The organism is Pseudomonas sp. JL2 (genome assembly GCF_031570495.1).
GTDB classification, from domain to species: domain Bacteria; phylum Pseudomonadota; class Gammaproteobacteria; order Pseudomonadales; family Pseudomonadaceae; genus Aquipseudomonas; species Aquipseudomonas rhizophila.
This window is the reverse complement of sequence record NZ_JAKUDH010000005.1, coordinates 134,717-147,917: the sequence shown is the minus strand read 5'-3', so window position 1 is coordinate 147,917 and position 13,201 is coordinate 134,717. Positions and strand designations below refer to the sequence as shown.

Below are 13,201 nucleotides of genomic sequence, written 5' to 3'. Positions count from 1 at the left end.
ATGTGGGAGCGAGCCTGCTCGCGATGGCGGAATATCAGTCAACACAGATGTTATGGCTGATACCGCTATCGCGAGCAGGCTCGCTCCCACAGTTGTTTTGCGCTGAATCTCAGAGCGTACCAAACACCTTCTTGGCCAAACTGCTCGCCGCCGCCGCAGGGTTCTGGCGGATGGTGGCTTCCTGTTTACCGATCATCTCGAACAAACCGTCTAGCGCTTGTTCGGTCACGTAGTTTTCGATGTTGGCGCTTTTGGCGTCCAGCACGCCGAAGGTCGCCGCTTGGCCTGCGAACGTGTTGTATTTCTGCGCCAGACCAACCTTGTCGGTGGCTTGCTTGACGATGGGCAGGAACTTGGCGCGGATCTGCTCGCGGCTGCTCTTGTTCAGGTACTGCGTGGCGGAATCGTTGCCGCCGCTCAGGATCCCCTTGGCATCGCTCACACTCATGTTCTTCACGGCATTGACCAGGATCGGCTGGGCCTGGACCACAGCGGCTTCAGCGGCCTGGTTCATGCTGGCTTCCAGTTGTTCGACCTGATCGCCCATGCCAAAGGCTTTCATCTTGCTGGCGACTTTACCGAGCTTGCCCGGCAGTTCGATCTTTACCTCGGGATTGTTGCTGAAGCCACCGGGTGTGCCCAACTGCTTGACGGCTACTTGGGCGCCCTGGGTCAGTGCGTCCTTGAGGCCGCCGGTGGCGTCCTTCTGCGAGAGGTCGGCCAGGGACAGGGCCATGGTGTTGGCGCAGAACAACAGGCCGGCGCACAGGCTGGTGAAACGGAGCGTAGAGCGGAGCATGGCAGCTTCCTTGGAAAAATTAGAAAGAGAAATCAGCGGGCGGCGTTGACGCGGATCTTCAGCGGCTGTGGATCTTTGCCATCGAGCTGCACGGTGTGTTGTTCGGTGGTGATGAACATCAACTGGCCGTCCACTTCAATGCGCGCGCTCACAGCATAGCGATGGCCGGGTTTGACCTGGGCCGGATCATAGCTGAGGTGAAACGGCAGCGGGACCTGGCCCTTGACCGGACCGCTCTGTTCATCGAGCACCACCGCGGGGGCGTCGGCCAGGGACACATCCTGCAGGCTCACGCTTAAGACAGCGGTGGGCGGCAGGGCGATGCGCTGCAGGTAGAACACTTCACCGTCGAGACTGTTTTTGCTCGCCAGCGGTGCGCTGGAGCAGGCACTGAGTAACGTGGCAACGGCGACGAGAAGAAGCTTTTTCATTGGGGGCATTTCCATATTGAGGGCGCCAGAGAGAACCTGGCGCCTGTGGGGTCAGTCCGCAACCACCGGGATGACCTGATCTGCCGCATCTTCACTGCGATGCAACGCCACCTGACGGATCGACAAACGGATCTCCGCCGGCAGGACCCGCTTGGCCGCACCTTCGGCCAGTTCACCCAGCAGCTCGTGATAGCTTAGCTTGCCCGCTTCGTCCCGGCGCAGTACGTCCAGGTCCAGCATTGTCTGGATGAAATGCCGGAACAGGCTCTTGTCGAAGAACTCCGGTGCGTTCAAGCCGTGCAGGATCGACAGGCGCTGGGCCATGACCGTACAGAGGTCTTCCAGTTCTTCGGCGCTGATGCTGTTCTGGCCGCTGTTGAGCAGCAGGGAGACGGTCATGTAGAAGCGCTGCAAGGTCTGCGCGATGCTCTTGGACAACAGGGTCAGCAGCACGAAATGCCGTGAGCTCGGGGCCGGGCGCAGATACAGGTCTTTTTCGAAACGCAGCAGCCCTTGTTCGACGAACGCTTCGAGCCATTGGTCGACCACGGCGTCCAGTTCTTCCAGTGACCAGCGAATGAACAATTCCGATTGCAGATAGGGGTACAAGGCGCGGGTGTAGCGCAGGATCTGTTCGCGGCTCATGCGCGAAGTGCTTTGGAAGAAACTCGCCAGCAACGCCGGCAGGGCAAAGATGTGCAGCACGTTGTTGCGGTAGTAGGTCATCAGGACGGCATTCTGCTCGTCCAGATACAGAATCTTGCCCAGGGCATCGCTCTGTTCCGACAGCAGGTGCATGCCTTTGACGTGCTCGATCAGCGCTCGACCATCGCCCTCGGGCAAGGTGGTGTGAGGCGAGTACGGCACTTTGCGCAACAACGCCAGGTACAGGTCCAGCACCCGGGCCATGGCACGGTCGTCCAGGGCCAGGCGGCTGGTGGACAGCAGCGCCAGGGCGACCAGGTTGACCGGGTTGATGGCCGCCGCTTCGTTCAGGTGCCGGGCCACCCGCTCGCCGAGGCGGTGGGTGGTTGCGTTGAGCCAGGCCGGTTTGAATTGCGGGCCCAGCTCCTGTTGGCGCCAACCCGGCTGTTCGCCGTCGAGAAACTCCGCCAGTTTGATCGGCTCACCGAAGTTCACCGCTACTTGGCCGAAGCGCTGCTTGAGGGCGCCGATGACCTTGAAAATGTCGAAGATCGATTCTTTCTTCTTGCTCGCCCCACGCAGTTCACCCAGGTAGGTGCGGCCTTCCAGGACGCGCTCATAGCCGATGTAGACCGGCACGAACACGATGGGCATGCGCGATGAGCGCAGGAAGCTGCGCAAGGTGATGGCGAGCATGCCGGTCTTGGGTTGCAGCATGCGTCCGGTGCGCGAGCGACCGCCCTCGACGAAATACTCCACCGGAAAGCCTTTGGTGAACAGTGTGTGCAGGTATTCGTTGAACACCGCGGTATAGAGCGGGTTGCCCTTGAAGGTGCGACGCATGAAAAACGCCCCGCCCCGACGCAGCAGACCGCCGATCACCGGCATGTTGAGGTTGATGCCGGCGGCGATGTGCGGCGGGGTCAGGCCGTTGCGAAACAGCAGGTACGACAGCAGCAGGTAGTCGATATGGCTGCGGTGGCACGGTACGTAGATGACTTCGTGGCCCTGGGCGACCTTCTGCACGCCTTCGATGTGGTTGACCTTGATGCCGTCGTAGATCTTGTTCCAGAACCAGCTCAGCACCACTTCCAGGAAACGGATCGCGGTGTAGGTGTAGTCCGAGGCGATTTCGTTGCCGTAACGCAGCGCTTGGGCCTTGGCTTTTTCCGGGGTGATTTTTTCCCGCTCGGCCTCGTCGGCAATCGCCTGTTTGACCAGCGGCTGGTTCAGCAGCCCCTTGACCAGATTGCGTCGGTGGGAAATGTCCGGGCCAATGACCGCCGCTTTCAAGTTGCGAAAATGTATCCGCAGGATCCGCTGGGCCATGCGCACGGTGCGTTCGTGGCCCTTGTCGTGCTCGATCAGTTCGCGCAAATGGATCGGCGCGGAAAACTGCACGCGGGTCTTGCGCCCCAGGATCATGATGCTCAGCAAGCGCCGCAGCCGGCCAGTGACGGCCCAGCTGTCGGCGAACAACAGTTTCCACGGGCTGGATTCGCTGTCGGGCGACTGCCCCCAAAACACGCTGACCGGGATGATCTGTGCGTCTTCGGCGGCGTTGTGGGTCAGGGCATTGACCAGTCGCGTCAGGGTCGGCGGCGCGCCACGTTTGTCCTGCCGGCCGAGCCAGTCCGGCTCCGGGGTCAGGTAGAAAAACGCCGCCGGTTCCAACAGGTTGCCCACGGACACCGGCAGTACCGGGCGGGGCAGGCCAGCCTTGGTGCACTCGGTGTCGAGCACCGCCAGGTCGGTGAGCGAAGGGTTTTGCAGGACGTAGAACACCGGACGACTGCGGTCGAGGTTGAGGGTGAAGGACGACTGATTGATCGTCTCGGAGCGAACCCAGAGGTACAACAGTCGGCGCAGGGTGCCAAACACAAGACGGCGGAACGGGGAACGGGTCATACGGCTTCTGCATGAGTGGATAAGATAAAGCGGCGGCTAGTGTGCCGGATTCGTCGAAAATCGGCAAAAAAGCGCCGAAGTAAAGTCAGTTGAGAGTTTTTACGTCTGTCATATACTCGGGCAGCTGACTGCCTCTGCCTTCCTCGTGGACGGCCGGACGGCGGCGAAGATCGTACGGCTTTCTATCGAAAGGCCGACTTAAAAATAAAAATGGGAGTGAGCAATCATGGCAGCACGCGAAACCGGCAATGTGAAGTGGTTCAACGACGCCAAAGGCTACGGCTTCATCCAGCGTGAAGGCGGGGCGGATGTATTCGTGCATTACCGCGCGATCCGTGGCGAAGGCCATCGTTCTCTGACTGAAGGCCAGCAGGTCGAGTACGCGGTGGTGGAAGGGCAGAAGGGCTTGCAGGCTGAGGATGTGGTGGGGTTGTAACCCGCATTCACTGGCGACACAAAACCCCTTTGTGGGAGCGAGCCTGCTCGCGATAGCGGTGTATCAGGCAATGCATCATTGACTGTCACACCGCTATCGCGAGCAGGCTCGCTCCCACATGGGTTGTGCTTTTACCTTTGTATCTGCGGCGGGCATCGCGAGGGTGGCCCTCAGATAGTCACGCCGTCTTCCAGGTAATCTCTTCTTCCCCATCGGCGCTGATGCGAATCCAGCGATCGGCCGATTCCTCACCTTCTTCCTCCACCCACGACCCAGGTGCGCAGCGCACTTCGACGTTCAGCGCGGCAAAGGCTGCACGGGCGCAGGCGATGTCGTCTTCCCACGGGGTCTGGTCGCTTTCCAGGTACAGGCTGTTCCATTTACCCACAGCCTTGGGTAGCCAGGTCACCGGGATATCGCCGGCCTTGCACTTGTAAGTCTGGCCTTTCTGGACCCAGTCGCTGCACGGGCCCAGGGCCTGGCCGAGCCACGCGGCAATGGCCTTGTGATCGACGTCGGCGTCTTTGAGGTAAATCTCGATATCGGGTTGGCGCATGGATGTCCTCACTGCGGTCTTGAAAAATCCATTCGCGGATTTAACTGGCCTCTGGCGGTTGCCCGAGGCCGGGAATTAAAAGTTATTGAAGAACGAAATAATCGTAGCGCATCGACACGGTGACCTCGAACGGCTCGGCCTGCTCGATCACGCTGGCGCGGCGTTCGGCACTGGCGCGCCAGCCGTGGGGCGTCATCGCCAACAGGTTGGCGCGGTCCTGGCCACTTATGAGTGTGAGCTTGAACTCGAGGGTTTCGCTGTGATCGAGCACCATGCCCGACGGCACCAGGGCCAGGTGTTTGTCATCCGTGTACTGGCGCACTTCGTCGTACAGTCGCTCGCGCAATTCCATCAGGTGGCCGCTGGTCGGGCCGACCTTCATCAGGCCGCCACCGGGGCTGAGCAGGCGTTTGGCCTCCTGCCAGTCCAGCGGGCTGAACACGCTGGCCAGAAACTGGCAGCAGCCGTCCGCCAGCGGTACGCGGGCCATGCTGGCGATCAACCAGGTCAGCCGTGGATCGCGTTTGCAGGCGCGTTTGACCGCCTCGCGGGAGATGTCCAGGGCGTAGCCATCGGCATCCGGCAAGGCTTTCGCGATCTGCGCGGTGTAGTAACCCTCGCCACAGCCGATGTCCAGCCAGCGACCGGGCGCGCGCTCGGCGGCCAGTTCGGCCAGGCGCCGGGCGACAGGGGCGTAATGCCCGGCGTTGAGGAAGTCGCGGCGGGCTTCGACCATCGCCTGGTTGTCGCCGGGATCGCGGCTGTTCTTGTGCTGCACCGGCAGCAGGTTCAGGTAACCCTGCCGCGCGCGGTCAAAGCGATGGCCGGCCGGGCACACCACGCCGTTGTCCACCGCGTTCAGCGGTTCACTGCAGATCGGGCAGGCGAGCATCAGGCGAGCAACTTGATCAGCGTCTTGTAGTAGATCTCGGTCAGCACGTCGAGGTCGGCCGCCAGCACGCGCTCGTTGACCTGGTGGATGGTCGCGTTGACCGGCCCCAGTTCCACCACTTGGGTGCCCATGGTGGCGATGAAGCGACCATCGGAGGTGCCACCGCTGGTGGAGGCTTTTGTCTCGCGACCGGTGACATCCTTGATGCTCGAAGACACGGCATCCAGCAAAGCGCCTGGTTCGGTGAGGAATGGCAGGCCCGACAACGCCCAATCGATGTGCCAGTCCAGTTGATGCTTGTCGAGGATATCGGCGACGCGTTTTTGCAAGCCTTCGACGGTGGACTCGGTAGAGAAGCGGAAGTTGAACACCGCCACCAGATCGCCAGGGATCACGTTGGTCGCGCCAGTGCCGGCGTTGAGGTTGGAAATCTGGAAACTGGTGGGCGGGAAGAAGTCGTTGCCGTGGTCCCAATGCTCGGCGGCCAACTCTGCCAGGGCCGGCGCGGCCAGGTGGATGGGGTTCTTCGCCAGGTGCGGATAGGCCACGTGGCCTTGCTTGCCGCGCACCGTTAGTTTTGCGCCGAGGGAGCCGCGGCGGCCGTTCTTGACCACGTCACCCACCAGGGTGGTGCTCGACGGCTCGCCGACGATGCACCAGTCCAGGCGTTCCTGGCGGGCCTTGAGGCGCTCGACCACGGCCTTGGTGCCGTGGTGGGCCGGGCCTTCTTCGTCGCTGGTGATCAGAAAGGTGATCGAGCCTTTGTGGTCCGGGTAGTCGGCGACAAACCGTTCCGCTGCCACCACCATCGCCGCCAGGCTGCCTTTCATGTCCGCCGCGCCACGGCCACAGAGCATGCCGTGTTCATCGATGACCGCATCGAACGGGTCGAGCTGCCAGGCTTGCACCGGACCGGTCGGCACCACGTCGGTGTGCCCGGCGAAACACAGCACCGGGCCGTCATGCTTGCCATGGCTGGCCCAGAAGTTATCCACATCCTCGATGCGCATCGGTTCGAGCGTAAAGCCCGCGCTGCCCAGGCGCTGCATCATCAGTTTCTGGCAATCGGCATCCACCGGCGTCACGGACGGACGGCGGATCAGGTCGCAGGCGAGTTGCAGGGTCGGCGAGAGGTCGGCGTGGGCCGTCATGGAAAACTCCGAAAGCTGGAAAGGAGATCACAGTCCATGTGGGAGCCGGCTTGCTCGCGAAGCTTTTAGCGTCAGTGATGACGCCTTCGCGAGCAAGCCCGCTCCCACAGGTCCTGAGTTCGACCGTTGGATTGTATTCGGTCGAGGCTTACAAAATGGCGGTTATCTTATAGCAAAACGACCCCGGTGGGCCCCTGGTGCTGGTCAGTTGGACCACGAAACCTGTGGGAGCGAGCTTGCTCGCGATGCGGTGGATCAGTCGACATTGATATTGACTGGACCGATGCCATCGCGAGCAGGCTCGCTCCCACAGAGGTTTTGCTTAAATTGCTACGACAAAGCCCTATAATGCGCGCCGGTTTTTGGGGTAATGGTCATGAGTACAGAAGATCCACGGTTTGCCGGTATCGCCCGTTTGTATGGCATCGAAGGCCTGGAGCGCCTGCGGGCGGCCCATGTGGCGATTGTCGGGGTGGGCGGTGTTGGTTCCTGGGCGGCGGAAGCCATCGCCCGGTGCGGCGTGGGCGAGATTTCGCTGTTCGACCTGGATGATGTCTGCGTCAGCAATGCCAACCGCCAACTGCACGCCCTGGACAGCACCGTCGGCAAACCCAAGGTCGAGGTGATGGCCGAGCGCCTGCGCGGCATCAACCCCGACTGCACGGTGCATGCCGTGGCGGATTTCGTCACCCGCGACACCATGGCCGAATACATCACGCCGAACATTGACTGCGTGATCGACTGCATCGACAGCGTCAACGCCAAGGCGGCGCTGATCGCCTGGTGCAAACGCCGCAAGATCCAGATCATCACCACCGGCGGCGCGGGCGGGCAGATCGACCCGACGCTGATCCAGGTGTGCGACTTGAACCGCACGTTCAACGATCCCCTGGCCTCGAAAGTGCGTTCTACCTTGCGCCGCGATTACGGTTTTTCCCGTACCGTGACCCGCCATTACAGCGTGCCCTGCGTGTTCTCCACCGAGCAACTGCGCTACCCGAAACCGGACGGCAGCATTTGCTTGCAGAAGAGCTTTGTCGGCGATGGCGTCAAGCTCGACTGTGCTGGCGGGTTTGGTGCGGTGATGATGGTCACGGCGACGTTCGGCATGGTCGCGGCGACCAAGGCTGTGGATAAGATTGTGGCGGGTGTGCGGCGGCCGGCGGACCGGGTTAAGCCTCAGGTTTGAGCACTGGGGCTGATGGCCTCATCGCGAGCAGGCTCGCTCCCACATTGGATCTCATGGAACACAAGTTTTGTGTACGACACGGATCCCCTGTGGGAGCGAGCCTGCTCGCGATGGCGATCATTCAGTCAACTCAAGCATCCGCTTCAACACCGCATTCAAACCATTGCTGCGCGACGGCGACAACTGCCGCGACAATCCCAACTGATTGAACCAATCCGGCAAATCCACCTGTTGCAACTCGTCAGCCGACAAGCCGTTGACCCGCGCCAGCAGCAACGCCACCAGCCCACGAATCAACCGCGCATCGCTGCTGGCGGCAAACTGCCAATGTCCGTCCTGCAGCCGTCCCACCAACCACACCTGACTTTCACAACCATGGACGAGATTGGCGTCGCACTTATCCGCATCGCTCAAGGGCGGCAGGCGCTCGCCCCATTGCATCAGCAGCCGGGCGCGTTGCTCCCAGCTCGATGCGTCCTGGAAAATCTGCAGCGCCTCGGCGGCCTCGAACGGCAGGCTCATCGGAGCAGCTCCAAGGCCTGGTCCAGGGCTTCGAAGAAGCGTTCGATATCGGCGGAGTCGTTGTACAGCGCCAGCGACACGCGAATCGCCCCCGACAGCTTCAGATGTTTGAACAGCGGCATGGCGCAGTGATGCCCGGCGCGTACAGCGATGCCTTGTTCGGTCAGCAAGTGGGCCAGGTCGGCGTTGTGCACGCCTTCGACCACGAAGCTGACCAGGGCCAGGCTCGGATTGCCCACCAGGCGGACGCCATTGCGCGCCAGCAGCCCGTGGAGCAGGTAGTCATGCAATGCAGTTTCATGGTCGCTGACTGCCTGCGGGTCGAGGCCGGACAGGTAGTCGAGGGTCGCGCCCAGGCCGATCACACTGGCAATCGGCGGCGTGCCGGCTTCGAAGCCCAGTGGCGCCGGACGGAACGTGGCGCTGTGGTAGTCGGCCTGTTGCACCATCTCGCCGCCGAACTGCCAATGACGCAGTTGATGAAGCGCTTCGGTGCGGCCGAACAACACGCCCAGTCCTTCGGGGCCATAGAGCTTGTGGCTGGAAAATACATAAAAGTCGCAGCCCAGTGCCTCCACATCGTGACGGCCATGAACCACACCCTGGGCGCCATCGATCACCGTCAGCGCGCCTTGGACCTTGGCCAGGGCCAATAGCGCTGGCAAGGGCTGCCAGGTGCCCAGCACGTTGGACAGCTGGCTCACCGCCAGCAGGCGCGTACGTGGGCCGATCAGTTCGGCGGCGGCGCTGATATCGATCACCCCGTCGGCACCCAGCGGCAACACCACCAGCGTCAACGCACGACGCTCGGCCAGTTGTTGCCACGGCAGCAGGTTGGCGTGGTGTTCCAGGGCGCTGATGACGATTTCATCGCCCGGATTGAAAAGATGTTCCAACCCATAGGCCAGAAGATTCAGCGCCGAAGTGGCGCCATGGGTGAAGACGATTTGCCCGCAATCCCCGGCATTGAGCCATTGCGACACTTTGAGTCGGCTGTCTTCGAATGCTTGGGTCGCATGGGCGCCCGGCAGATGCTGTGCGCGGTGCACGTTGGCCGCGCCATTGGCGTAGTAATGCGCCAGGGCGTCCAGCAGGGCTTGGGGTTTTTGCGTGGTGGCGGCGTTGTCCAGGTAAGTCTGGCCTTGCCGTTGCAAGGCGGCGATGGCCGGGAAGTCGGCGCGCCAGGGAGAGGGAATCAACATGCTTTCGGGCCCTGCTGGAGTTACGCCGGACCCTGTGGGAGCAAAGTTGCTCCCACAGGTGATGGTGTGAAGCGGCTTAGTTGTGGGCGTGCAGTGCTTCGTTCAGCTCGATGGCCGATTTATGGGTTTTGCATTCCACCGCGCCGGTCTCGGAGTTGCGGCGGAACAGCAGATCGGGCTGGCCGGCCAGCTCGCGGGCCTTGACCACCTTGACCAGTTGGTTGTTCTCGTCCAGCAGCGCCACCTTGGTGCCGGCGGTCACGTACAGGCCCGACTCCACGGTGTTGCGGTCGCCCAGCGGAATGCCGATGCCGGCGTTGGCACCGATCAGGCAGCCTTCACCGACCTTGATCACGATGTTGCCGCCGCCCGACAGGGTGCCCATGGTCGAGCAACCGCCGCCCAGGTCAGACCCCTTGCCAACGAATACGCCAGCCGATACACGGCCTTCGATCATGCCCGGGCCTTCGGTGCCGGCGTTGAAGTTGACGAAACCTTCGTGCATCACTGTGGTGCCTTCGCCTACGTAGGCGCCCAGGCGGATCCGCGCGGCATCGGCGATACGCACGCCAGCCGGGACCACGTAGTCAGTCATTTTCGGGAACTTGTCCACCGAGAACACTTCCAGCAGCTCGCCGCGCAGACGGGCTTCGAGCTGGTGCTCGGCCAATTCGCCCAGGTCGATTGCGCCCTGGCTGGTCCAGGCCACGTTCGGCAGCAGCGGGAAAATACCGGTCAGGTTCAGGCCGTGAGGCTTGACCAGACGGTGCGACAACAGATGCAGCTTGAGGTAGGCCTCGGGCGTGGAGCTCAGTGGAGCGTCTTCAGCCAGCAGAGTGGCGACCAGCGGCTTGTGGCTCTCGGCCAGACGGGTCAGCAGCGCGGCTTGCGCGGCATCGACGCCCTTGAGCGCGTCAGCCAGTTGCGAAGCCTGTGCGGTGGTGAAGGTGATGGCCTGGTTGCCTTCGCTATAGCCCAGAATCGGCGCGATGGCCTTGACGATCTCGGCCGAAGGGTTGAGCAACGGTTGGGCGTAGAACACTTCCAGCCAGCTACCTTGACGGTTTTGCGTGCCGACACCGAAGGCCAGGCTGAACAGAGTATTGGACATGAAATTACCTCTACAAAATGGACTGGGCAGGCTTACTTGATCTCTGCCGCATAAATATCTGGCTTGAAGCCAATCAGGGTTCGGTCACCGAGATCAAGCACCGGGCGCTTGATCATCGAGGGTTGGCCGAGCATCAGTTCGATGGCTTTCGTCTGGTCGAGATCGGCTTTGCGTTCGTCGTCGAGTTTGCGAAAGGTCGTACCGGCACGGTTCAACACCACTTGCCAGCCATGCTCGTTGCACCATTGGGTCAGGTGCTCACGGTCGATGCCGGCGGTCTTGTAATCGTGAAAGTCGTAGTGCACAGCGTGTTCATCGAGCCAGGTGCGCGCCTTTTTCATCGTGTCACACGCTTTGATGCCGAAAAGGTGCAACGTTTTACTTGAATCGGTCAAGGAATTGCCCCCTTTGCAGGTGCTGGAAATAAAAGGTCAAGGATTATGCCATGACCGGACGGTTTCGCGACGCCAGATCGGCATGCACCCAAACCTGTGGGAGCGAGCCTGCTCGCGATGGCGTCCGACCAGCCTGCATTGGTATCGACCGATACACCGCTATCGTCGGATCGCCGCCCGGAGCAGGCTCGCTCCCACAGGAGGTGGGCTGCGACATAGGTGTAACGGCCAAGTTAATGCTAGGCGGTTAATATGGCACTTCAACGGCAAGCTGTTGCCGGATGTGTGTTGCTGTGAATGGAAACTCGTTATGCAAAGCGCTTATACCGTGCTGATCCTGTTGACGCTGGTGGGTGTTTCGCGGCTGATCGGACGGTTGATTCCGCTGCCGTTGCCCTTGGTGCAGATCGGCGCAGGGGCGTTGCTGGCCTGGCCATCCCTGGGTTTGCATGTAACGCTCAATCCGGAGTTGTTCCTGTTTTTATTCCTGCCACCGCTGCTGTTCTCCGACGGCTGGCGTATGCCCAAGCGCGAATTCTGGCGCCTGCGCGGGCCGATCCTGACGCTGGCGGTGGGGCTGGTGCTGTTTACGGTGGTGGGCGCCGGTTATTTCATTCACTGGCTGCTGCCGAGCATCCCGCTGCCGGTGGCGTTTGCCCTGGCGGCGGTCCTGTCGCCGACCGACGCGGTGGCGGTGTCGGCGATTGCTCGCGACCGCTTGCCCGCCCCCCTGATGCACATGCTCCAGGGCGAAGCGCTGATGAACGACGCCTCGGGCCTGGTCACCTTCAAGTTCGCCCTGGCGGCGGCCATCACCGGGGTGTTTTCCCTGGCCAACGCGAGCCTGACCTTCATGCTGGTGGCGATCGGCGGACTGCTGGTCGGCGTGGCCTTGAGTTGGCTGGTGGGCCGTATGCGGGCCTGGATGATCGGGCGCGGCTGGGACGACCCGGCCACCCACGTAGTGTTCATGTTGCTGTTGCCATTCGCGGCCTATGTGCTGGCTGAACGTTTGGGCGCTTCGGGGATTCTCTCGGCAGTGGCGGCCGGCATGATGCAGAGCTGGCTCGACCTGCTGCCGCGCCAGACCGGCACACGGTTGCTCAACCGCAGCGTCTGGTCACTGCTGGAGTTCGCCTTCAACGGCTTGATCTTCCTACTGCTGGGCCTGCAATTGCCGGACATCGCCAAGGCGGTGACCAGCCACGAAACCACATTGTGGCCGACGCTGTTCTACCGCTGCCTGGACGTGGTGGCGATTTTCCTGGTGTTGCTGGTGCTGCGGTTTGTCTGGGTGCAAAGCACCTGGCGCCTGTCCGGGCTATTGCGCCGCTGGCGTGGCAAGGGCGAGCTGACCCTCGTGCCGACTGCGCGCTCCTGCTGGTTGCTGACCTTCGGCGGGGTGCGCGGAGCGGTGACACTGGCGGGCGTGCTGTCGGTGCCGATGCTGTTGGCGGCGGGCGAGGTGTTTCCCGAGCGAGACTTGCTGATCTTCATTGCCGCCGGGGTCATTCTGCTGTCATTGATCGCCGCCTGCATCGCGCTGCCATTGCTGCTGCGAGGTATCGAGAAAAGCCCCGATGACAAGCGCCGCAACGAAGTGCGCGATGCCTGGCGCAAAACTGCTGAAGCGGCGATCCATGCATTGGAAGTGGACGAAACGAGCGAGGCTGCCAGCGCGCCCGACGCGACCCAAGCGGCGCTGGCGACCGAGGTCAAGGCGCGGTTGATGTCTGAATATCGCCACCAGTTGGAGGTGTTCAACGACTCCGCCGAAGCCCAGGCGCTGGCGTTCGAAATGGACCTGCTGGAACGCCGGCTGCGCTTGAAGGCCTATCGGGCGCAGCGGCTGGAGTTGTATCGCCTCAGCCGTCATCACCAGATTGGGGATGATGTGCTGCGAGAGGTGCTGGGGGAGTTGGATCTGGCGGAGGCGAATTTGGGGTTGGGTAAATAACGGTTGG

General features: G+C 62.0%; 13 protein-coding genes. 3 read left to right on the top strand and 10 right to left on the bottom strand.

Translation table 11 applies throughout. From position 1 onward, the window contains the following. Positions 1 to 109: 109 nt before the first annotated feature. The 3 genes from MKS85_RS09805 to plsB are packed head-to-tail and all read right to left on the bottom strand — an operon-like array spanning position 110 to position 3,783. Positions 110 to 799 carry a DUF4197 domain-containing protein gene (locus MKS85_RS09805; RefSeq protein WP_076386199.1) on the bottom strand — a complete coding sequence of 230 codons (690 nt, stop codon included), beginning with the start codon at positions 797 to 799 and terminating at the stop codon, positions 110 to 112. Positions 800 to 831: 32 nt separating this feature from the next. Then, positions 832 to 1,230: a YbaY family lipoprotein gene (locus MKS85_RS09800; RefSeq protein WP_047227547.1), complete on the bottom strand. Its 399-nt coding sequence runs from the start codon at positions 1,228 to 1,230 to the stop codon at positions 832 to 834. A 51-nt stretch (positions 1,231 to 1,281) separates the two neighbouring features. Next, entirely contained in the window at positions 1,282 to 3,783 is a 2,502-nt protein-coding gene (gene plsB / locus MKS85_RS09795) for a glycerol-3-phosphate 1-O-acyltransferase PlsB (protein ID WP_047227548.1), read from the bottom strand. 226 nt (positions 3,784 to 4,009) lie between these two features. On the opposite strand from plsB, the gene MKS85_RS09790 reads away from it, so the two are divergent. Beyond that, positions 4,010 to 4,219 carry a cold-shock protein gene (locus MKS85_RS09790; protein WP_003184959.1) on the top strand — a complete coding sequence of 70 codons (210 nt, stop codon included), beginning with the start codon at positions 4,010 to 4,012 and terminating at the stop codon, positions 4,217 to 4,219. Between the two features lie 178 nt (positions 4,220 to 4,397). Here the strand turns inward: MKS85_RS09790 and MKS85_RS09785 are convergent, their stop codons facing one another. The 3 genes from MKS85_RS09785 to dapE form a co-directional block, all read right to left on the bottom strand. After that, a complete protein-coding gene (locus MKS85_RS09785; protein WP_047227549.1) occupies positions 4,398 to 4,775 on the bottom strand; it encodes a hypothetical protein in 378 nt (125 codons plus the stop codon). Positions 4,776 to 4,857: 82 nt separating this feature from the next. Then, positions 4,858 to 5,667, bottom strand: coding sequence for a putative RNA methyltransferase (locus tag MKS85_RS09780; RefSeq protein WP_188251273.1), 810 nt, complete (start codon positions 5,665 to 5,667; stop codon positions 4,858 to 4,860). Then, positions 5,667 to 6,818: a succinyl-diaminopimelate desuccinylase gene (dapE, locus tag MKS85_RS09775; protein WP_047227551.1), complete on the bottom strand. Its 1,152-nt coding sequence runs from the start codon at positions 6,816 to 6,818 to the stop codon at positions 5,667 to 5,669. Before dapE ends, MKS85_RS09780 begins: the two co-directional genes overlap by 1 nt. Positions 6,819 to 7,194: 376 nt before the next feature. On the opposite strand from dapE, the gene tcdA reads away from it, so the two are divergent. Next, entirely contained in the window at positions 7,195 to 8,007 is an 813-nt protein-coding gene (tcdA, locus tag MKS85_RS09770; protein ID WP_003198205.1) for a tRNA cyclic N6-threonylcarbamoyladenosine(37) synthase TcdA, read from the top strand. A 117-nt stretch (positions 8,008 to 8,124) separates the two neighbouring features. Here the strand turns inward: tcdA and MKS85_RS09765 are convergent, their stop codons facing one another. The 4 genes from MKS85_RS09765 to MKS85_RS09750 form a co-directional block, all read right to left on the bottom strand. After that, a complete protein-coding gene (locus tag MKS85_RS09765; RefSeq protein WP_188251272.1) occupies positions 8,125 to 8,529 on the bottom strand; it encodes a SufE family protein in 405 nt (134 codons plus the stop codon). Further along, positions 8,526 to 9,731, bottom strand: coding sequence for an aminotransferase class V-fold PLP-dependent enzyme (locus MKS85_RS09760; protein WP_188251271.1), 1,206 nt, complete (start codon positions 9,729 to 9,731; stop codon positions 8,526 to 8,528). The genes MKS85_RS09765 and MKS85_RS09760 overlap by 4 nt, the downstream gene beginning before the upstream one ends. Positions 9,732 to 9,807: 76 nt before the next feature. After that, a complete protein-coding gene (gene dapD / locus MKS85_RS09755) occupies positions 9,808 to 10,842 on the bottom strand; it encodes a 2,3,4,5-tetrahydropyridine-2,6-dicarboxylate N-succinyltransferase (RefSeq protein WP_047227554.1) in 1,035 nt (344 codons plus the stop codon). Between the two features lie 32 nt (positions 10,843 to 10,874). Next, the gene (locus MKS85_RS09750) at positions 10,875 to 11,237 is read right to left on the bottom strand and encodes an ArsC family reductase (RefSeq protein ID WP_076386191.1); all 363 of its coding nucleotides are present in this window, start codon (positions 11,235 to 11,237) and stop codon (positions 10,875 to 10,877) included. Between the two features lie 310 nt (positions 11,238 to 11,547). Between MKS85_RS09750 and MKS85_RS09745 the strand changes: the two genes are divergently transcribed. Then, positions 11,548 to 13,194, top strand: coding sequence for a Na+/H+ antiporter (locus MKS85_RS09745; RefSeq protein WP_188251270.1), 1,647 nt, complete (start codon positions 11,548 to 11,550; stop codon positions 13,192 to 13,194). Positions 13,195 to 13,201 lie beyond the last annotated feature (7 nt).